Consider the following 21,865-nt stretch of genomic DNA (forward strand, 5'->3'; position numbering starts at 1 on the left):
TACTTAATAACCAAAAGTGCGGATAGATTACGCTAAATTTGACAAAAAAGCCATCTTTTTTTTTGTTAAAAAATAAGATTATTGCGTGGTATGAAGTAATTTATCAATGACCCGAGAAACCGCAAAAAAACCAAAGGTTGCCGTAATCATGGTTGCCGCACCGAAACCATTGGCACAATTCATGCTCGCAGAGATCTCACAATTTTCACGCATTTGGGGAAAAATTAATGGCTGTGTGGAGAAAACTGCCTCAACGCCAAATTTTCGTTTAGGATTTTGGCTAAAATGGTAGTCTTTACGTAAGGTGGAGCGTACTTTTGCCAACAGCGGATCTTGAATGGTTTTGCTTAAATCAGCAATTTGAATTTGGGTTGGATCGGTTTGTCCACCTGCGCCACCAATGGTAATCACCTTGATTTTGTTCCGTTTACAATAAGCGATTAACGCAGATTTGGTTTTCACGCTATCAATGGCGTCAATCACATAATCATAGTTTGGGGTCAAATAGTCGGCTAAATTTTCACTAGAAAGAAAGTCATCAATAATATTAACTTGGCATTCAGGGTTGATTAAGTTAATCCGTTCCGCCATCACCTCAGTTTTCAACTTACCAATAGTTCCCGTTAAGGCGGGTAGTTGGCGATTAATATTGGTTACACAAATGTCGTCCATATCAATCATGGTAATTTTACCGATACCTGAACGAGCCAATGCCTCGACCACCCAAGACCCCACGCCACCAATGCCGATCACACAAATATGGCTTTGGCGTAGTTGCGCTAAGCCATTGGGCGTATACAACCGCCCAATGCCTCCGAAACGCTGTTCAAAATTATCGATTTTTTCTGTCATGGAATTAACGTAATACCCAAACTCGGCCGTAATGTTTGGTCAAGCCAGCAAAATGGCCCGCTTGATCGCCAATGCCATAATATAAATCAAAGTGTTGGCCATTGACTGCACCACCGACATCAAGGGCAACCATGAGATGTAATTTGTGTGCGCCAGTCCAATTACCATTGCGGTCAATTTCTGGTACTTCGACTAATAAAACGGTACCTGATGGCACGATGTTGCGATCGGAGGCGACGGAGGCCATGGAAACTAAAGGCACGCCTGCGGAGCCTTTTACTTGTCCCGTTGGATCATTTTTGAAGAACACATAAGACGGATTGCGTTCTAGCAAGCCTCGCACACGAGATGGGTTGCGTTGTCCCCATTCACGAATGGCTTTAATTGACATTTGTTCTTTCGGCACTTCGCCATCTTCTACCAGCAAACGGCCAACAGAGGTATATTTAAAGCCATTTTGGCCCGCATAAGCGAGGTAATTTAAGCGACCATCCCCGAAATCCACGTAACCACTGCCTTGCACGCCCAGCAAGAAATTGTCTAACATAGAATCGCTGTAAGCCAATTCTAAGCCTTTCCCCGCCAAGGCGCCCGCATAAATTTGGGCTCGTGAGAAACGCTTATTGGCTGGCATGGCGTAAATCGGCTGATTATATTTGCCTTGTGGCGTGCGGCGTGCGTGAATTACAGGCGAATAGTAACCTGTCATCAACACATTCTGATAGTTATCCATGCCTGACATCACTTGGGAATGAATACCATATTTGGCAAGATCGCTCACTTTGGCGCCGGCATTTACCCATTGTTGGATTTTGCTATAATTATTGGCGAAACGATTGGTGATACTGCTTGAATAATTACGCACATTATTTAATTGATTAATAAAGTTTTTTGAGTTCACAATGGCGCTGTTATTATCAATTTTTGATACGGGGGTAAATACGGCGGTGGAATAGGTTCGGCCACTGTATTTTGCCCCCAGTTTTTGCATGTCCGTATTGCCTACATTGGCTTTTACGGCTTGTTGAGGTTGTGTTTTTTGGGAAGAACAAGCGACCAATAAGGCAGAAAGTGTTAGAATTGCCAGTTTGTATGAGGTGCGTTTTGATATCATGGGGTGAAATCCTAAATTAAACAAATCCGAAAATAAGACCCAATATGCTATCAAAATTTAACCACTAACCCTAGTTTTTTTTATCCTTTTTGTTGGTTTTTACGGCAAACAAACGGATTTCAGGGATTTTTGCTTGCATTGCGGATTTTTCAGTGTATATTACACCGCATCAGACGCGGGGTGGAGCAGCTTGGTAGCTCGTCGGGCTCATAACCCGAAGGTCGTTGGTTCAAATCCGGCCCCCGCAACCAAATTCAAAAAAAGCGTTAATCACAAGGTTAACGCTTTTTTACATTTTATTTTAGGCGAAACATTTTAAGGTTTTGGTTAATCGCTCAATCCCTTGTAAGAGATCTTGTTCATTGATATTTAATGCGGGTGCAAAACGTAACACATTCGGTCCAGCCACTAAAATCATTAAGCCGTTTTCTGCCGCCACGTTGACGAAATCACTTGCTTTGCCTTGGTATTTTTCAACTAATTCTGCACCAATTAATAACCCCTCGCCTCTAATTTCCTTAAATAAATGAAATTGCTGGTTTAATTTGGCTAATTCGGCTTTAAATAGGGCAGAAGTGCGGTTAACTTGAGCCAAGAATTTATCATTAGCAATGGTATCAATCACTTTTTCGGCTATGGCACAAGCCAATGGATTTCCCCCAAAGGTGGTGCCATGTACCCCTGGTGCAAAACTTTTAGCAATTTCTGTGGTGGTCAGCATAGCACTAATTGGAAAGCCATTACCTAAGGCTTTGGCCGTGGTGAGAATATCAGGGATGACACCATATTTTTGATACGCATACAGATAGCCAGTACGCCCCACGCCTGTTTGTACTTCGTCAAAAATCAACAAGGCGTTATTTTCATCACAAAGTTGACGTAAGCCTTGTAAAAATTCTGTGGTAGCAGGAATAATCCCACTTTCACCTTGGATAGGTTCGACAATCACCGCACAGCAACGATCATCAATCACCGCTTTTACGCTGGCTAAATCATTAAATTTAACATGAATAATATCTGCTGGTTTTGGACCAAAGCCATCAGAATATTTCGGTTGTCCTGCAACGCTGACGGTAAATAGCGTACGACCGTGGAAACTTTGTTTAAAGGAGATAATGGTCGATTTTTGATAACCGTAGTTATCTACTGCATAACGGCGAGCTAATTTTAATGCCGCCTCATTGGCTTCTGCACCTGAATTGGCGAACATGACACGCTCTGCAAAAGTATGTTGCACCATTTTACTGGCAAGAGCAAGCGTAGGTTCGCTGGTAAACCAGTTGCTTGAATGCCATAATTTTTCGCTTTGGGCTTTGAGTACCTCCACAATTTCATCAGGGCAGTGACCGAGTGAATTAACGGCAATGCCACTGGTGAAGTCAATATATTCTTTGCCGTTTTGATCCCAGACGTAGCTGCCTTTTCCTTTGATTGGGATGAAGTTGGCGGGGGTGTAGTTTTGGATCATGACTTGATCGAATGTTTGTCTGTTGTATTGGGGCATTTTGATCTTCCTTTATTTTTTTAGATAGGATAAAAGGATTTGATTTTTTATGCAATAGTTTTGAATAAAAATTCAGTTTTTTTAATTGGAATCGGTTTCGCCGATGGCGACCGTACTTTTCTTTGCTTGTGCAAAGAAAAGTAGGCAAAAGAAAGCACACCCCAACTTTGCCTTGTTTCCTGAAAATGATTAAATTTGCTTAACGGAAAAGTTGTCAACTCGCTTCGCTCAAACAGCACAACTTTTCCTACAAATTTAATCATTTTCAGGCGGCAAACATGGGGACCCCATGGGTGGTGGAATAAAAAGTAGTGGTATATTTGAGATACCTAGCACTGGCGTACTAGGTTAAGCATGGTGACGCTACTCCGTAGCTTAAAAAATATTTATTTTTTTAACCGCACTTTTGTTACGCTCGATCGAAACTTGGGGCCCCGTCTGAACCGCCTGAGCGTTTTGGTATTTTTAGCTAAATTTTGCCTGTCTGAGCGTAGCGAGTTCAAAATTTAGCGTGAAGAAAATACCAAATAAGCTCAGAAAAGCGGTGAAGTCGGGGTGTGCTTTTCTTTGCCTACTTTCTTTTGCACAAGCAAAAGAAAGTATGGTCGCCCATCGGGCGAAACCCGAACTTGCCACAAGCAAAAAAAAGTAAGTCACCATCAGCGAAACCCGATCTAGCCATAAACAAAAAGGTTAAGGACAAATTAAATAAAAATCTAATTTGTTCCCCCAACCGTTATCTTCTCAATCTTACAAGCTGGTTGCCCCACTCCCACTGGTACACTTTGCCCGTCCTTACCACACACCCCAATGCCGTGATCGATTTCTAAATTATCCGCCACCATAGACACCTGTTGCATGACTTCAATCCCATTGCCGATCATCGTTGCCCCTTTAATTGGCTTAGTGATTTTGCCTTTTTCAATTAAATAGGCTTCTGACATGGAGAAAGTAAATTTACCCGACGTAATATCCACCTGACCGCCACCAAAGTGCGGTGCAAAAATACCCTGATCTACACTGGTAATTAAATCATCAAATTTACTCGAACCTGCCAACATGTAAGTATTCGTCATGCGTGGCATCGGCAAATGTGCATAGCTTTCACGGCGACCGTTGCCAGTCGGGGCAACACCCATTAAACGGGCATTCATTTTGTCTTGCATATAGCCTTGTAAAATACCGTCTTTAATCAATACATTACATTGACTTGGAACACCCTCATCGTCCACGGTGATGGAGCCACGGCGATGTTGTAACGTACCGTCATCGACAATCGTACATAAAGGGGAAGTGACTAACTCACCAATTTTGCCGGTAAATAATGAACTTTCTTTACGGTTGAAGTCCCCCTCTAAACCATGACCAACTGCTTCATGTAATAGCACCCCAGGCCAACCCGCACCCAAAATGACAGGCATTAAACCAGACGGAGCAGATACTGCATTCACATTGACTAAGGCTTGGCGAACGGCTTCTTTAGCAAAATAAACGGCTCTCTGTTCCCCTAAATAGGATTCAAAAAACCAGTCTAAGCCCACTCTTGCCCCCACACCAGCACTACCACGTTCACGTTTACCGTCTTTTTCTACCATAACGGAAATGGACAAGCGAATTAATGGACGAATATCAGTTGCCAAGGTGCCATCAGTGGCAGCTACTAACATTTCTTCATAAAGTGCGGTGAGATTTGCCGTGACTTTCGTCACATAGGGGCTTTCTGCACGGGCAGTGCGATCCACCAAATGCAATAGTTCAATTTTCTGTTCTTTGCTTAAGGTATTTAAAGGGTTAATCGCCGCATAACGAGCAATAGCGTTCACTTCATTAAAACGTAATGGTTTGATAATATTGCCATGATTAGGTAGTGCAATACCTTTTACCGCATTCGCACACTGCTGTAAATTGGCTAAATTAATCTGGTCAGAATAGGCAAACCCCGTTTTTTCACCACTGACTGCACGTACGCCCACACCACGATCAATATGAAAACCGCCCTCTTTGATAATGCTGTCTTCTAACACCCAACTTTCATCTTGACTAAGTTGGAAATAGAGATCAGCGTAGTCGATTTGGCGGTGCGACATGATGTCGAAGATGTTTTGGAGATCGGGTAGGGATAGGTTGCTTGGGGTGAGTAGGGATTGTTGGACGTTATTTAGCATTTTGTTTTTTGTTTTTGTTAATGAATGTTGTGGTGGATTTTAACATAGAATTTGTTTTTTGTATAAATCGGTTTCGCCGATGGCGACTTACTTTTTCTTTGCTTGTGCAAAGAAAAAGTAAGCAAAAAGAAAGCACCCCCCAACTTTGCCTTGTTTCCTGAAAAGGATTAAATTTGCTTAACGGAAAAGTTGTCAACTCGCTTCGCTCAAACAGCACAACTTTTCCTACAAATTTAATCCTTTTCAGGCGGCAAACATGGGGACCCCATTGGTGGTAGAATAAAATAAGGTGGAAAAACACCTAGCACTAGCGTACTAGGTTAAGCATAGTAACGCTACTCCGTAGCTTAGTAGATTTTTCAACCGCACTTTTATTTACGCTCGAGCAAAACTTGGGGCCCCGTCTGAACCGCCTGAGCGTTTTGGTATTTTTAGCTAAATTTTGCCTGTCTGAGCGTAGCGAGTTCAAAATTTAGCGTGAAGAAAATACCAAATAAGCGAAGAAAAGCGGTGAAGTCGGGGTGTGCTTTTCTTTGCCTACTTTCTTTTGCACAAGCAAAAGAAAGTATGGTCGCCCATCGGGCGAAATCCGAACTTACCACAAGCAAAGAAAAAGTAAGTCGCCCTGTGGGCGAAATCCCACTTACATCACCACTACATCAAACTGTTCCTGATGATAAAACACCTCAGGACGCACTTGAACCTGTTTCCCAATAAACATCTCCACCTCCGCCAACAAGCCATGACTTTCTTCTTTAATCAAATAGTCAGCCACCGCAGGTGAGGCATAAATGGTAAATTGTTCACTGGAAAATAAATGATGTACCCGAATCACTTCACGCATAATTTCATAACACACGGTTTCCACTGTTTTACTGTGTCCCCGTCCTTGGCAAGCAGGGCAATCGTCACACAAAATATGTTCTAAACTTTCACGTGTACGCTTACGGGTCATTTCCACTAAACCCAGTTGAGTAAAGCCATTGACGTTAGTTTTCACCGGATCTTTACTTAACGCCTCCTGTAAGGATTGTAAGACACGTTGACGATGATCTTCGGTTTGCATATCGATAAAATCAATAATAATGATACCGCCTAAATTACGTAATTGTAATTGTTGTGCAATGGCTTGAGTAGCTTCAATATTGGTGTTAAAAATGGTTTCTTCCAAATTGCGATGACCGACAAATGCCCCCGTATTAATATCAATGGTGGTCATGGCTTCGGTTTGCTCAATAATTAAATAACCGCCAGATTTTAAATTAACTCGTTTATTTAATGCGATATTAATAGCACTTTCCACCCCATACACATCAAATAGCGGCTGATCACCAGAATATAACACTAATTTATCGGTCAGTTCAGGCATAAATTCTTCGGTAAATTCTTTCACTTCCGCAAAGCAGAGCTTGGAATCAATACGGATTTTTTCAATGCCTTGCCCAATGAAATCACGTAATACTCGTTGCGTCAGGGCTAATTCACCATAGATTTTTGTTTTCGTTTTATATTTAGCTCGGCGTTCCATGACTTTTCGCCAAACACGTTTTAAGAAATCCGCATCTTGTTTTAATTCTTCTTCACTCACGCCCTCTGCTGCGGTACGCACAATATAACCGCCAAGTTCATCACAATAGGGTTCGGCAAGGGCTTTTAATCTCGCTCTTTCTTCTTCGCTTTCAATACGTTGTGATACGCCTACATGGCTATTTTCTGGCATAAAGACTAAATAGCGAGAGGGGAGCGTAATATCGGTTGTCAATCTTGCCCCTTTGGTGCTGATCGGGTCTTTGACGACTTGTACCACAATGTCTTGTCCCTCGTGAACTAATTGAGCAATGTCTTTCACCACAAATTGCTTTTGTTCATCTTCATCCACACATTCGGTATGTGAAACAATATCGGAGGCGTGTAGGAAAGCGGCTTTTTCTAAACCAATATCCACAAAAGCGGATTGCATACCAGGTAAAACACGTGTTACACGACCTTTATAAATATTCCCGACAATACCACGTTTGGCTTGGCGTTCAATATGGACTTCTTTTAAAATCCCCGAGTCCATCAAGGCAATTCTGGTTTCGTTCGGGGTAATATTGACTAATAATTCAACGGAATTCATTTGAGTTCCAACTTCCTAAATTTAAAAATGATGAACTAGGATAGCGAAAAGTAAAATAGAAATACAAGCACAAATCAGGTAAAATGTGACCTTTCTCAAATTTATGTGAATTTTATGATTGATTTTCGTCCTTTTTATCAACAAATTGCGACCACTAATTTATCGGCGTGGTTGGAAACATTGCCCTTGCAACTCAAACAATGGGAAAAACAAACCCATGGTGATTATGCTAAATGGGCAAAAGTAGTAGATTTTTTACCGCACTTAACGGCTGATCAGATTGATTTAAAAACCGCGGTGAAATCGGTGCGAGATTTGCCGTTATCAGACGGTGAACAACAGCGTTTGGTTTATCATCTCAAACAGCTTATGCCGTGGCGAAAAGGTCCTTATCATCTGTATGGCGTACATATTGATTGTGAATGGCGGTCAGATTTTAAATGGGATCGGGTATTACCGCATTTAGCCCCATTGCAAGATCGTACCATTTTAGATGTGGGCTGTGGCAGTGGTTATCACATGTGGCGAATGGTCGGCGAGGGGGCTAAAATGGTGGTCGGTATTGATCCGACAGAATTATTTTTATGCCAATTTGAGGCTGTTCGTAAACTGCTCAATCATGACCGCCGAGCGAATTTAATTCCTTTAGGCATTGAACAAATGCAACCGTTGGGTGTGTTTGATACGGTGTTTTCGATGGGCGTGTTATATCATCGCAAATCACCTTTAGATCACCTAAGCCAGCTGAAAGATCAACTCCGCAAAGGGGGCGAGTTAGTGCTAGAAACCTTGGTGATTGATGGTGATGTGAATACAGTACTGGTGCCAACAGATCGTTATGCCAAAATGAAAAATGTGTATTTTATTCCCTCTGTTGCCTGTTTGATTAACTGGTTACAAAAAGTCGGTTTTCGTCATGTGCGTTGTGTGGATCAAGCCATGACGACATTGGAAGAACAGCGTAAAACAGATTGGTTAGACAATGAAAGCCTGATTGATTTTTTAGATCCAGAAGATCACAGTAAAACTATTGAGGGCTACCCCGCACCGAAAAGGGCGGTGATTATTGCCAATAAATAAAATTAAGGTGCGAATAAACGCACCTTGTGCTTTATTATTTCACTTGATTAATCAAAAACTGGGTGAGCAGCCCAACAGGTCGTCCTGTCGCACCTTTATTCGCCCCTTGTAACCAAGCTGTACCCGCAATATCTAAATGCGCCCAAGGGTATTTGGTCGCAAAATTGGCTAAAAACGCCCCCGCCGTAATCGCACCACCAAAACGTCCGCCAATATTGGCTAAATCGGCAAAATTCGATTTAAGCTGCTCTTGATATTCTTCGCTTAACGGTAAACGCCATGCCTTATCTTGGCTTTGTTGTGAGGCTTGCAATAATTGGGCAGAAAGATCATCATTAGTCGAAACTAAACCACTGTTATGCAGACCTAATGCGATCATACAAGCGCCCGTTAAGGTGGCAATATCAATCACACATTCCGGATCAAAACGTTCAACGTAAGTCAAGGTATCACACAATACTAAACGTCCCTCTGCGTCCGTATTGAGTACTTCTACAGTTAATCCATTCATGGTGGTCAGAATATCACCAGGGCGATACGCATTGCCGTCAGGTAAGTTTTCACAACCTGCTAACACGCCAATCACATTGAGGGGTAATTGCAATTCAACTAAAGCGTTCATCACACCCAAGACACTCGCTGCACCGCACATATCGTATTTCATTTCGTCCATCTCCGCAGCGGGTTTCAGGGAAATACCGCCGGCGTCAAAGGTGAGTCCTTTTCCTACTAACACGATAGGTTTGGCATTGGGATTCGGGTGATTTTTATAGTCTAAAATACTCAGTTTAGCTTCATTGTGTGAACCCCGTGAAACGGCTAAATAAGCGTTCATGCCTAATTTCGCCATGTCTTTTTCGTCTAACACGGTGCTGGTTAAAAGTGCGGTGCGTTTTTCAAGATTTTTTGCTTGTTCACTTAAATAGCTTGGTGTACACACATTCGGTGGGCAATTAGCCACATCTTTGGCTATTTTTACTCCTAAAGCAATGGCTTTCGCATGCTGAATCGCTTGTTCTGCTTGTGGCACATCCGTATGGAAAATAATTTCGCTTAATTTGTGTTGAACGTCGCTTTTCTTGCTTTTAAATTGATCGAAAATATACTCTTCAGAGACAAAGGTTTCGAGAGCAAAACGAACATTCCAATATAAATCACGATCTTTAATGTTGACATCCGTTAAGCCATTCACCAAGGTTTTGCTGGCGGTTTGTTTGACGAATTGAATGGCTTTTTGAGCAATCTGTTTAAATTCACGTTCACTGATTTCACCTTGTTTGCCTGCGCCGACTAAAATTAAACGTTGCCCATGTTGGCGTAATAAGCTGATTTGCCCGATTTTTCCTGAAATTTCACCGCACTTGATAAGCGCACTTATTTCCCCTGTGTTATCAAATTGTTTGGCCGTATTTGACAGTTCGCCTTGTTCAAAAATAGCGAGTAAAATGGCATCTGCACTGGAAAGTGCGGTGGTGTTTGCTGAATATTTCATCTGTTTTCCTACTGTTTTTATCGTTAAAAATAGGGTATCATAGCCGACTAGCTTTATACCGACAAAGTGCGGTTTAAATTACCCCAATTTTTATAAATTGCAAGTAAAATCTTGTGATGAAAGACTTGCAATACAAGAACAGGCATAACGTGATTTTAAATAGATATTTATTCAAGGAAGTATTCAAAAGCCAAGTGGCTATTTTGTTTATTTTACTTCTGATTTTCTTTTGTCAACAATTAGTTAGGGTGTTAGGTTCAGCGGCAAATGGTAAAGTGCCTGCGGATTTAGTGGTGTCTTTGCTTGGGCTAGGTATGCCAACCATGGCGCAATTAATGTTGCCATTGTCCTTATTTATTGCGATCTTACTCACGTTAGGGCGATTATACGCAGAAAGTGAAATTACCGTCATGCGAGCTTGTGGCGTGGGTTCTCGCCTATTGGTGAAAGTGGTGTTGATTTTATCGGTGTTTACCGCAGGATTAGCCGCTTACAATGCGCTCTGGCTTTCACCTTGGGCGATCAAAAAACAAACCGAAATTGTGGAAGATGCCAAAGCCAATCCACGTATGGCTGCCTTAAGTTCGGGTCAGTTTATGTCCTCCGATAATGGCGATTTTGTTTTATTTATCAATGAGATTAGCCAGAATAAAATTCATGATGTGTATATTTTCCAAATGAAACCGAAGAAAAACTTTAAACCGGCGGTGGTGACGGCGGAAACGGGCGAGTTAACCTCCTTGCCCAATGGTGACCAGTTGTTAAGTTTGGAAAATAGCCAACGCATTGAGGGAACAGCGGTATTACCGGATTTTCGAGTGACCAATTTTGCACAATATCATGCTTATTTAGGCCATCAAATCGCGGATGCCAAAGAGTCTGACGAGGCCGCCGTGCTAAATTTTGCCGAGTTAACGCAAGCCAAATCCAATGCCGCAAAAGCCGAACTCCATTGGCGACTTACCTTAGTGTTGGCGGTGCCATTAATGGCCTTATTGGCGGTGCCGTTAAGCCGTGTGAATCCACGTCAAGGCAGATTTGCGAAAATTTTACCCGCACTTTTATTATATTTAATCTATTTCTTAGCACAAAGTTCCTTGAAATCCTCGGGTGGCGCAGGGAAACTTGACGCAAGTTTATGGATGCCGTTGGTGAATGTGATTTTCTTTGTGTTGGGGATCGTGTTAAATAGTTGGGAAACGGCATTTATGTATAAAATGCGTAATTTGCTCAATAAACCAAAGGCGGCATAGAAAAATGATGATGAATACCTTAGAACGTTATATTGGCAAAAGTATTTTAGGCACCATTTTTGCGACCTTGCTCACCTTAGTAGGGTTATCGGCGATTATTAAATTTGTGGAACAATTTCGTAGCGTCGGAAAAGGCTCTTACGACAGTCTGCAAGCGATTGTATATACGCTGTTGACCATGCCAAAAGATGTGGAAACTTTTTTCCCGATGGCCGCCTTATTGGGCGCTTTAATTGCCTTGGGCAATTTGGCCAGCCGTAGTGAACTGATCGTCATGCAATCTGCCGGTTTTTCACGTTTAAAAATTGGTTTGGCCGTGATGAAAACCGCTTTACCCTTGGTGATCTTAACCATGATCATTGGTGAATGGGGCATTCCACAAACAGAACAATATGCACGTGATATGCGAGCCAAGGCTATTTCAGGTGGTTCTATTATGTCCGTAAAAAATGGCGTGTGGGCGAAAGATGGCAATGATTTTATTTTTGTGCGAACCATTAATGAAGGGGCGCAATTAAATGATATTTATATTTATCATTTTAATGAGCAACGTAAACTTGAGCAAATGACCCATGCCAATCAGGGGATGTATGAAGAGGGTGAATGGGTTCTCAAGAATATTAATACGTCGCAAATTAGTGAAGAACAGGTGACGACCAAAAATAAATTAATGGATAAATGGAAAACCAATCTGACACCAGATAAATTAGGCATTGTATCGTTAAGACCCACATCATTGTCTATTTCCGGCTTATCCGATTACATCAGCTTTTTAAAGCAAACTGGCCAAGATAGCAAAAAATTTGAGTTAACCTATTGGCGGAAATTATTCCAACCGATTTCCGTTGGCGTGATGATGTTGCTCGCTTTATCCTTTATTTTCGGCCCTCTACGTAGCGTGACCGCCGGCGCCAGAATTGTGGCGGGGATTTGTTTTGGTTTCTTGTTCTATGTGGTGAATGAGATTTTTGGTCCATTAAGTTTAGTCTATAACGTTCCACCTTTAGCGGGCGCCTTAATGCCTAGTTTACTGTTTTTGATCATTACTTGGTGGCTGTTGAGTCGAAAACGGGATTAATTCACAACAAAAAAGAGTTGATGGGAATCAACTCTTTTTGTTTATGTTCAATCTGTTTTTTCTATTATTCAAACAGTTCTTTATGCAATGCACGCACCACATCATCAGCCTGATGGCTTGGGACTAAGGTGCAAATATTATTGGTACTTGCACCGTAGCTGATCATACGGATATGGTATTGTTCAAGTGCGCCGAATACACGTTTGGCGACGCCTGAGGCAATATGTAAATCATTGCCAATTAAGGCCACTAAGGATAATCCCGTATCCACTTTTACTGTACAAACTTCGCTTAATTCCGCTAACAATTCACTGGAAAGCAGATCCGCACCAGAGGAGGCGGAACCCGTTTTATCAAGGGTTAATGCCACGCTAACTTCGGAAGTGGTGATGGTATCTACGGAAATTTTATGTTTAGCTAAGATACCGAAAACGTTGGCTAAAAAACCTTGTGCATGCAGCATGTTTAGGCTTGATAAGGTGAGTAGGGTTTGATCACGACGTAAAGCAATAGCACGGAAAGTCGGACGTGGTTGCGGATCACGAGTCACCCAAGTGCCGCCGTCTTGCGGAGCTTTGCTTGACCCTACATAAACAGGGATATTACTGCGCACGGCAGGAAGTAATGTGGCAGGGTGCAAGACTTTGGCGCCAAAGGTCGCCATTTCAGCGGCTTCCGCAAAGCTCATGGTATCAATACGTTGTGCATTTGGCACAATGCGAGGGTCAGTGGTGTAAATGCCAGCAACATCCGTCCAAATTAACACATCTTTGGCATTTAACACTTCCGCAATTAAGGCGGCAGAGTAGTCAGAACCGCCACGGCCTAAGGTGGTGGTTTTGCCCTCTGCATCACGTCCGATAAAGCCTTGTGTAATTACCAATTCTCCCCGATTAATCAGCGGTTTTAAAATCAGATCACTGTTTTTCTGGGTTAATTCATCATCGGGTGCCGCTTTGCCGAAATGGCTATTGGTGGCCACAATGGTACGGACATCCACCCAAGTGGCTTGTGCATTTAATTCACGCAACACTTCAATGAAAATATGGGTTGACATCATTTCACCGTGACTGATTAATTCATCAGTTAGAGCGGGAGAGGTGGCTAAGCTAGCGGCCTCAGAAAGTGATTCAATATTATTTAATAAACGCTCAATTTCTGGACGGACGAGCGTATCATTTTTTAATTCAAGCAAAATATTTTCTTGAATTTGACGGATTTCACCAATTAATTTTTTCCGTTGTGCGCCGTCTACGCCGTTGGCTAAGGCCACTAACAGGTTGGTGACGCCCGCCGAGGCCGATAAAACGACCACTCGGGTATTGGGATCTGCGATCACGATATTGGCACAGGCGACCATGGCGGCATGGTTGGCCACACTGGTGCCACCGAATTTAGCGATAGATAAATGCGACATAAAATGTTCTCCAAAAAATAAAACAAATAACGAAAAGTATAGAAATATCGGTTTAATGAAATCTTGTCAATATTTTTATGTGAATTTCAGGGGAAAAAATAAAAGCGCCTGAAATTTTATCCATAAATGATTGCGTCTGGCGGATAAAGTGCGGTAAAATGTGGCATATTTTTTATTCTAAGATTTTAATATGACAACAGAACAAGCAACAGCACAAACAGAAGTACAAGCGGACACACAAACAGCACAAGTGGCGCCACAAGCTCAGCAGGAAAACGCCAACACAGAGAACGTAAGACATTCCAATAAAGAAGTAATTGCGTATTTGGCGGAAAAATTCCCCCTTTGTTTTAGTGTCGAGGGTGAGGCGAAACCGTTAAAAATTGGCTTATTCCAAGATTTAGCCGAGGCGTTAGCAGGTGATGAATTTGTTAGCAAAACCCAGTTACGTTATGCGTTACGTCAGTACACGTCTAATTGGCGTTATTTACATGGTTGTCGTTTAGGTGCAGAGCGCGTGGATTTACAAGGTAATCCTGTTGGTGTGCTTGAGCAAGAGCATGTTGAACATGCACAACAACAATTGGCCGAGGCGAAAGCAAAATTGGCGGAAAAACGTGCGGCAGAAAAAGCAGCCGCAAAAGAAAAAATGAAAAAACGCCCTGCTCGTAAGCCACAGCACAATAAACCGTATAATAAAGCTAACAGCAAGCCAGTAAATGCGCATGCGGCCAGTGCGAATTCCGCAGAAAAACCACAAAAATTGACCGCAGTTTCTTTGGCGAGCTTAAAGCAAAATGCACGGATTAAAGTCAAAGTAGGCGAAAGTGTGAAAAGTGCGGTGATTTTAGAAATAGTTAAAGATACGGCACGTGTGCAATTAGATAATGGTTTGGTGATGAATGTCACCGCAGATCGTTTATTTGCATAATACGCTTTTCATGCCGTCACCTCAATCCAGAGGCATGACGGCATTTGAACATCTTATAGGCGACCTAGCGGATGTTTTTCTTTTATTAGGAAAGTCAAAATGAAGTTGATGAAAACACAATATATTTCAGTTTTATTGGCAACCCTCTTTTTCTCGGGCGCCATCAATGCGGTAGCGCCGACATTGAAAGCGAGTGATATTAAACTACCACAAGCGAGCGAAGAAAATACCTTGGCGACGAAACGTGTGACAACCCGTTTAACCCAATCACATTATCGCAAGTTTCAATTAGATGATGCGTTTTCTAGCAAGATTTTCGATCGTTATGTGGACTTATTAGATTATAGCCATAACTTGTTTATTCAATCGGATATTGATGATTTACGTACAAAATATGCAACACAATTAGATGATGAGCTAAACGAGGGTAAGTTGGATATTGCCTTTGCAATGTATGAGTTGATGACACAACGTCGTTATGAACGTTATGTTTATGCACTTTCTTTATTGGATAATGAACCGAATTTAACCAGCAATGATCAAATTGAAATTGATCGTAAGAAAGCGCCTTTTGCCAAAAATGCAGAAGAGGCGAATAAATTGTGGGAACAGCGGGTTAAAAATGACGTTATTGAGCTGAAATTAAAAGACAAAAAATGGCCAGAGATTAAAAAGACCCTGACCAAACGTTATAATTTAGCGATTCGTCGTTTAACCCAAACCAAAGCCGATGATATTACGCAGCTTTATTTAAATGCGTTTGCTCGTGAAATCGATCCGCACACCAGTTATTTGTCACCTCGTGCAGCGAAAAACTTTAATGAAAGTATGAACTTATCTTTAGAGGGGATCGGTGCGACATTACGTCAAGAAGATGATATGACGATTATTCAATCTTTGGTGCCAGGTGCCCCTGCTGCTCGTAGCAAAAAACTGAAAGCGGGTGATAAAATTGTCGGTGTCGGTCAAGCCAAAGGCGAAATTGAAGATGTGGTTGGTTGGCGTTTAGAAGATGTTGTCGACAAAATCAAAGGTAAAAAAGGCAGTCAAGTTCGCTTAGAAATTGAACCAGAAAAAGGCGGTAAAAATACAATTATCACCTTAATCCGAGATAAAGTGCGTATTGAGGACAGTGCGGCCAAATTAACTGTTGAAAAAGTGAACGGTGAAAATGTTGCAGTGATTAAAATTCCGACCTTTTACATTGGGTTAACTGCGGATGTGCGTAAATTATTAGCGGACATGAAAAAGAAAAAAGCCACCTCACTGATTATTGATTTACGTGAAAATGGTGGTGGCGCCTTAACCGAAGCGGTTGAATTGAGCGGTTTGTTTATTTCTGATGGCCCAGTGGTGCAAGTTCGAGATGCCTATAACCGTATTCGTGTGCATGAAGATCCAGACAACGCCCAAGTGTATTCAGGGCCATTATTGGTGATGATTAACCGTTATAGTGCCTCGGCCTCTGAGATTTTCTCGGCTGCTATGCAAGATTATAACCGTGGCATTATTGTGGGCCAAAATACCTTTGGTAAAGGTACGGTACAACAAAGTCGTTCGTTAAATTTTGTGTATGATTTGAGTCAAGAACCGTTAGGTTTTATTCAATATACGATTCAGAAATTTTATCGTATTGATGGTGGCAGTACGCAGTTAAAGGGCGTGTCGGCAGATATTAACTATCCTGAAATTATTGATGCCAAAGAAAGTGGCGAAGAAAAAGAAGATAATGCGTTGCCTTGGGATAAAATTCCTGCGGCAACCTATTCTGAAGTAGATAAAGCTCGTCAGGCAGTGGATGTGTTAAATGAAAAACATGTACAACGTATTGCTAAAGATCCGGAATTTGTGGCGTTAAAAGAAGAGCTCAAAATTCGTGATGAACGTCGTGAGCGTCAATTCTTGTCGTTGAATTATCAAATCCGTAAGGCGGAGCATGATAAAGACGACGCTCGACGCTTGAAAGATTTGAATGCACGCTTTGCCAGAGAAGGTAAAAAAGCCTTAAAAAATCTGGACGATTTAGCCAAAGACTATGAAGCGCCAGATTTCTTCTTAAAAGAGACGGAAAAAATGGCGGCTGATTTTGTTAAATTTAAGGCTGAACAGGCTAAGGCTAACATGACAAAATCCACCGAAGGCCATTCCTTAACGACGGAAACAAAACAGTAATAATTTTGACCGCGCTTTATTCCATTTGGGGTGTCGAGGAAGAATAAGTGCGGTGTAATTTAAATTAAAGGATATTTAATGAAAGCGAAAACGCGACCATTTAAATTTGCATCATTGGTGATCTTGATTTCAGGGCTATGTACGAGTTGTACGGTGTCGGATTACTTTAATGCAAGCACCAGTGTCGATCCGAAAGAAAGTATTAATGTCGAGCAAGCGAATCAGCAAATAGCCGAAGCGAAAGCGGCGGAACAAGCGCGTATTGCGTTGGAGAAACAGCAACAAGCTGAAGCAAAATTGCTTGAATTAATGGTCAATCAGCCGGTGCAGTTTAATTCAGCTGTTGCGAAGATCTATGCGGCCAGAGATTTTGCGCCAATCTGGCAAGACGACGTGGCTAAAAAGCAATTTTTACACGAATATGCCGCATTCGTGGCAAGTGGTATTTCTCGATCTGCTGCTACTGAATTGGAAGCAATCAGTTCCACACCAGTAGAAGAAATTCAGCACGATATTTTATTAACGGATGCTTTTCTTGGCTATATTCATTACACTCAAAAAGTACCCGACGCAGCACAAAGTTGGTTGTATTCTCAAAACAGTTATAAAGCCGAGAAACCGTCAGATGAAATTATTGATAGCTGGTTAAGTGCGGTGGAAAATAATCAACAATCTGAGTTTGTGAATAGCTTATCGTCGCAGAATCATTTATATCGTGAAACGTTACAACGTATTTCGAGTAATCTGGCTACGGGGAACACAAAGTCCAATACGGAATTGTATAAATTAGCGTTGAATGCCCAACGTTTGCGGATTATTCCAAGTTTTGATAATGGAATTTTTGTGAATATCCCAAGCTATCAGCTTAACTATTATCGTGATGGCAATTTAGTGCTTAATTCCCGTGTGATTGTGGGTAAACCAGCACGTAAAACGCCCGTCATGTACAGTAAACTCAGCAACGTGGTGGTCAATCCGCCTTGGAGTGTGCCGTCCACCATTTTAAGTAAAGATCTTGTGCCAAAATTAGCCGCAGATCCAAGTTATGCCGATAGAGCGAGTTTAGATATTTTTGATGGCAGCGGGAATAAAGTCAGTGCGTATAGCGTGAATTGGTCACAATATGTGAACAAAAAATCTGTGCCTTACCGTATTCGCCAACAAGCGGGTGACAACAGTGCTTTGGGCCGTTTTAAATTTAATATGCCAAGTTCTGACGCAATTTATTTGCACGATACACCAAACCATAGCCTGTTTAATAAAACAGACCGTGCATTAAGTTCCGGTTGTGTTCGGGTGTCCAAGTCAGATGAATTGGCGAGTATCTTGTTAAAAGAAGCCGGTTGGACAATGGAGAAAAAACAACGTGTTTTAGCCAGCAAGAAAACCACGTCGGTACCGATTCAATCCAGTAACCCTGTGTATTTATATTATGTCACGAGTTGGGTTGAAAACGGCAAAGTGCAAAGCGCACCAGATATTTATGGTTACGACAGTAAACTTACCGCACCAAGTTATATTAATTGGACGACGGTACAAAAATATCTTTAATAGTGAAGATAATATAAAATTATCGGATAATAATTTGAACTAAATCGAATATCGTTGTTCTAAGTAAGAATGATATTCATCAATATAGAGAAGAAAAAATGACAGAAATTAACCATAGTCGCCGCAAGTGGTTATCTTTAGGGGGAATAGTGTTGGGTGTCGCCACATTGTCACCTAACTCCGTGTTAGCGGCTGTTTCCACACCAAAACCACGAATTTTGCGTTTAAGAAGTATTAACACCGGAGAAACATTTAGCTCTGAATTTCCTGCAGGAAAAGGTTTTTCTAGCGCCACCATGCAGAAATTAAATTGGTTTATGCGTGATTGGCATGTGAATCGTTCACGGGCCATGGATCCAAATTTATTTACCAAATTGTATAATATTCAATCTGGTTTAGGCTTACGCAATACAGAAATCTTAGTGATTTCAGGGTATCGCACCCAAGCGACCAATAACCGTATGCACCGTCGTTCACGTGGTGTGGCCTCAAATAGTTATCACATAAAAGGCCAAGCCGTGGATTTCCGTATTGAGGGCGTGCCATTGGCGAAAATCAAAGCTACTGCTGAACGTCTGCATAATGGTGGTGTGGGTTATTATCCAAGAAGTAACTTTGTACACGTAGACACTGGGCCAGTACGCACTTGGCGTGGTTCATGAGATAAAAATACCGAGAAACAAGACCGCACTTTTGCGGTTTTGTTGTTTTATACTGGTTTATGTGAGGGAAAAACATGAATATTGACATCATTCCCGTTACGCCATTTCAGCAAAACTGTTCGCTGATTTGGAATGACGAAAAAAAAGCAGCGATTATCGATCCCGGTGGCGACGCCCCGAAATTAATTAAACGGATTGAACAACATGGCCTTGATTTACAAGCTATTTTGTTGACCCATGGTCATTTAGATCATGTGGGGGCGGCGGAAAAATTAAAACAGCATTTTCAAGTCGACATTTTAGGTTCTCATTCTTTGGATAAGATCTTATTTGACAGCTTACCACAACAATCTCGTCAATTTGGTCTGTTTGAAATTTCGGCTTTTGTACCTGATCGTTGGTTAGATACCGAGGGCGAAATCTTAAATATTGCGGGTTTTAGCTTTGAAATTCTGCATTTACCCGGTCACGCCCCCGGTCATATTGGTTTTATTGAACATCAAGAGGGCATTGCGTTTACGGGAGATGTGTTGTTTAAACAAGGCATTGGGCGAACCGATTTATTGGGTGGCAACCATGCTCAATTAATTGATACTATTAAACAAAAAATGTTTAAATTACCTGATGATATGGTGGTGCTACCCGGTCATGGCCCACACACCACGATTGGTCAAGAGAAATTAAATAATCCTTTTGTGAAATAGCTTTTTGAAATATGGGCGTAGGCTATACGCCCTGATCTCGGTGAAATTAGCCGACAAATTCCAAATAAGATCGCAAAAACCGCTCAAAATCTTCCAAGCCGAGAAAGGCGATACTTTCTTCATCGTAATAATGAAAATCCGGTTCTAATTCCGTGGTATCTTGATGAATAGCCAAATTATTGGCACGAATCATTACTTCATCCGCATTAATAAATAGGCTATATTCTTTACCAAACAGTTGGCTTTCTTGCTCTGGCGTGAAAGATTTGGCTATCTGTAATTGTGCAAGTGCGGTGGAAATTAATTGAGAATTTGAGGGGACTTCCGTATTAAACCAGTTGGCAACAGCAAAATGCTCCATGGAACATTTTGCTATGACCTGACCTTGTAACAGGGTAAATTGGAAATCCATGAATTGAAAAGAAAATTAGATACTAAACGACGATCCACAACCACAAGTGCTGGAGGCATTTGGATTTTGCACCACAAAACGGGAACCCTCTAAGCCCTCAACATAATCAATGGTCCCGCCGATTAAATATTGCAAACTCATGGGATCCACCACCAGTTGGACGCCTGAATTTTCCACAGTTAAATCGCCATCATTGACTTTTTCATCAAAGGTGAAACCATATTGGAACCCACTACAACCGCCACCGGTAATATAAACACGTAATTTAAGGGCTAAATTTTCTTCATCGGTAATCAATGCTTTCACCTTGTTAGCGGCCGCATCGGTAAAATTAATTGGTACTGAAATCTCTGACATCACATTTTCCCACAATAAAAATTTCTGCCATTATCTAATAACCGACTAATTCATTCAAGGATATTTTTATTTCAATCGGGTTTAGTGCTATTATATAGGCAATATTTTTAGATCAAGAGATAAGATGATGTCCATTCCATTAAGAACAGAACAAGAAATTGAGAAATTGCGAGTCGCATGCAAATTAGCGGCGGATGTGTTAGTGATGATTGAACCGCATATTAAAGCGGGCGTGAGTACGGGCGAATTGGATCGTATCTGCCATGATTATATGGTGAACGAACAAAAAGTGATTCCCGCCTGTTTGAATTATCACGGGTTTCCGAAAGCCACCTGTATTTCCCTTAACGAAGTCGTCTGTCATGGTATTCCAAGTGATGATAAGATTTTGAAAAATGGGGATATTTTAAATATTGATGTGACCGTGATTAAAGACGGCTATTATGGCGATAATTCCAAAATGTATATTGTGGGCGACACCAATATTCGTAGCCAAAAACTGGTTGAGGCCGCACAAGAGGCGTTATATGTGGGGTTGCGAGCCGTGAAACCGGGGATTCGTTTAAAAGAAATTGGCCGAGCGGTGCAAAAATATACGGAATCACAAACCTTTAGCGTGGTGCGTGAATACTGTGGCCATGGTATTGGCGATCAGTTCCACAGCGAACCGCAAGTGTTGCATTATTATGCCGATGACGGTGGCGTTGTGTTACAAAAAGGCATGGTGTTTACCATTGAACCTATGATTAACGCCGGCAAAAAAGAAGTCCGCTTAATGGGCGACGGTTGGACCGTCAAAACCAAAGATCGTAGCCATTCCGCCCAATATGAACACCAAATTGTGGTGACGGAAAACGGCTGTGAAGTGATGACTATTCGTGAAGAAGAAGAAAAAACAGGGCGCATTACACGCTTTATGGTGAACGAGTAAAAAGATCCCCTCTCCCTTTGGGAGAGGGTTAGGGTGAGGGAAAAACACAACTCTCACCTCCCGAAAATCCT

18 protein-coding genes and 1 tRNA gene are annotated in these 21,865 nt (G+C 41.7%); 10 read left to right on the forward strand and 9 right to left on the reverse strand.

Annotated elements, in window-relative coordinates; genetic code table 11:
- Positions 1–78: 78 nt before the first annotated feature.
- Together tcdA and mltA are read right to left on the reverse strand one after the other, a co-directional pair.
- The gene (gene tcdA, locus ACTG7X_RS00800; protein ID WP_439256663.1) at positions 79–852 is read right to left on the reverse strand and encodes a tRNA cyclic N6-threonylcarbamoyladenosine(37) synthase TcdA; all 774 of its coding nucleotides are present in this window, start codon (positions 850–852) and stop codon (positions 79–81) included.
- Positions 853–856: 4 nt separating this feature from the next.
- Complete coding sequence (mltA, locus tag ACTG7X_RS00805) at positions 857–1,966, reverse strand: murein transglycosylase A (protein ID WP_439256664.1); 1,110 nt, start codon at positions 1,964–1,966, stop codon at positions 857–859.
- Positions 1,967–2,140: 174 nt separating this feature from the next.
- Between mltA and ACTG7X_RS00810 the strand changes: the two genes are divergently transcribed.
- A tRNA-Met gene (locus tag ACTG7X_RS00810) sits at positions 2,141–2,217 on the forward strand.
- Positions 2,218–2,267: 50 nt separating this feature from the next.
- Here the strand turns inward: ACTG7X_RS00810 and ACTG7X_RS00815 are convergent.
- From ACTG7X_RS00815 to rng, 3 genes are all read right to left on the reverse strand, one after another.
- On the reverse strand, positions 2,268–3,470 hold the full coding sequence (locus ACTG7X_RS00815; RefSeq protein WP_439256665.1) for an aspartate aminotransferase family protein: 1,203 nt from the start codon (positions 3,468–3,470) through the stop codon (positions 2,268–2,270).
- Positions 3,471–4,186: 716 nt separating this feature from the next.
- Positions 4,187–5,635 (reverse strand): metalloprotease TldD, encoded by a 1,449-nt coding sequence (gene tldD / locus ACTG7X_RS00820; protein WP_439256666.1) that lies wholly within the window; start codon positions 5,633–5,635, stop codon positions 4,187–4,189.
- 643 nt (positions 5,636–6,278) lie between these two features.
- Entirely contained in the window at positions 6,279–7,754 is a 1,476-nt protein-coding gene (gene rng, locus ACTG7X_RS00825; RefSeq protein WP_439256667.1) for a ribonuclease G, read from the reverse strand.
- A gap of 114 nt (positions 7,755–7,868) precedes the next feature.
- On the opposite strand from rng, the gene cmoB reads away from it, so the two are divergent.
- Positions 7,869–8,834: a tRNA 5-methoxyuridine(34)/uridine 5-oxyacetic acid(34) synthase CmoB gene (cmoB, locus tag ACTG7X_RS00830; protein ID WP_439256668.1), complete on the forward strand. Its 966-nt coding sequence runs from the start codon at positions 7,869–7,871 to the stop codon at positions 8,832–8,834.
- A gap of 34 nt (positions 8,835–8,868) precedes the next feature.
- On the opposite strand, the gene ACTG7X_RS00835 is transcribed toward cmoB, so the two are convergent.
- On the reverse strand, positions 8,869–10,326 hold the full coding sequence (locus ACTG7X_RS00835; protein ID WP_439256669.1) for a leucyl aminopeptidase: 1,458 nt from the start codon (positions 10,324–10,326) through the stop codon (positions 8,869–8,871).
- Between the two features lie 149 nt (positions 10,327–10,475).
- Between ACTG7X_RS00835 and lptF the strand changes: the two genes are divergently transcribed.
- Both lptF and lptG read left to right on the forward strand, forming a co-directional pair.
- Entirely contained in the window at positions 10,476–11,579 is a 1,104-nt protein-coding gene (gene lptF, locus ACTG7X_RS00840) for an LPS export ABC transporter permease LptF (protein WP_439256864.1), read from the forward strand.
- 7 nt (positions 11,580–11,586) lie between these two features.
- Entirely contained in the window at positions 11,587–12,657 is a 1,071-nt protein-coding gene (gene lptG / locus ACTG7X_RS00845; RefSeq protein WP_439241122.1) for an LPS export ABC transporter permease LptG, read from the forward strand.
- A 64-nt stretch (positions 12,658–12,721) separates the two neighbouring features.
- On the opposite strand, the gene lysC is transcribed toward lptG, so the two are convergent.
- On the reverse strand, positions 12,722–14,074 hold the full coding sequence (lysC, locus tag ACTG7X_RS00850; protein ID WP_439241120.1) for a lysine-sensitive aspartokinase 3: 1,353 nt from the start codon (positions 14,072–14,074) through the stop codon (positions 12,722–12,724).
- Between the two features lie 190 nt (positions 14,075–14,264).
- Between lysC and proQ the strand changes: the two genes are divergently transcribed.
- From proQ to ACTG7X_RS00875, 5 genes are all read left to right on the forward strand, one after another.
- Complete coding sequence (proQ, locus tag ACTG7X_RS00855; RefSeq protein ID WP_439256670.1) at positions 14,265–15,005, forward strand: RNA chaperone ProQ; 741 nt, start codon at positions 14,265–14,267, stop codon at positions 15,003–15,005.
- Positions 15,006–15,104: 99 nt separating this feature from the next.
- A complete protein-coding gene (gene prc / locus ACTG7X_RS00860; protein ID WP_439256671.1) occupies positions 15,105–17,177 on the forward strand; it encodes a carboxy terminal-processing peptidase in 2,073 nt (690 codons plus the stop codon).
- A 78-nt stretch (positions 17,178–17,255) separates the two neighbouring features.
- Positions 17,256–18,728, forward strand: a complete 1,473-nt coding sequence (locus tag ACTG7X_RS00865; protein ID WP_439256672.1) for a L,D-transpeptidase family protein — start codon at positions 17,256–17,258, stop codon at positions 18,726–18,728.
- A 98-nt stretch (positions 18,729–18,826) separates the two neighbouring features.
- Positions 18,827–19,390 (forward strand): DUF882 domain-containing protein, encoded by a 564-nt coding sequence (locus ACTG7X_RS00870; RefSeq protein ID WP_439256673.1) that lies wholly within the window; start codon positions 18,827–18,829, stop codon positions 19,388–19,390.
- A gap of 74 nt (positions 19,391–19,464) precedes the next feature.
- Positions 19,465–20,094, forward strand: coding sequence for an MBL fold metallo-hydrolase (locus ACTG7X_RS00875; RefSeq protein WP_439256674.1), 630 nt, complete (start codon positions 19,465–19,467; stop codon positions 20,092–20,094).
- Between the two features lie 46 nt (positions 20,095–20,140).
- Here the strand turns inward: ACTG7X_RS00875 and ACTG7X_RS00880 are convergent, their stop codons facing one another.
- Positions 20,141–20,506, reverse strand: a complete 366-nt coding sequence (locus ACTG7X_RS00880) for a YacL family protein (RefSeq protein WP_439256675.1) — start codon at positions 20,504–20,506, stop codon at positions 20,141–20,143.
- Positions 20,507–20,521: 15 nt separating this feature from the next.
- Positions 20,522–20,863 carry an iron-sulfur cluster insertion protein ErpA gene (gene erpA, locus ACTG7X_RS00885; RefSeq protein ID WP_439241107.1) on the reverse strand — a complete coding sequence of 114 codons (342 nt, stop codon included), beginning with the start codon at positions 20,861–20,863 and terminating at the stop codon, positions 20,522–20,524.
- Positions 20,864–20,990: 127 nt separating this feature from the next.
- Between erpA and map the strand changes: the two genes are divergently transcribed.
- Positions 20,991–21,794: a type I methionyl aminopeptidase gene (gene map / locus ACTG7X_RS00890; RefSeq protein WP_439256865.1), complete on the forward strand. Its 804-nt coding sequence runs from the start codon at positions 20,991–20,993 to the stop codon at positions 21,792–21,794.
- The last annotated feature ends 71 nt before the right edge of the window (positions 21,795–21,865 follow it).

The sequence above is a fragment of the Lonepinella sp. BR2271 genome (genome assembly GCF_051851515.1).
Lineage (GTDB): Bacteria > Pseudomonadota > Gammaproteobacteria > Enterobacterales > Pasteurellaceae > Lonepinella.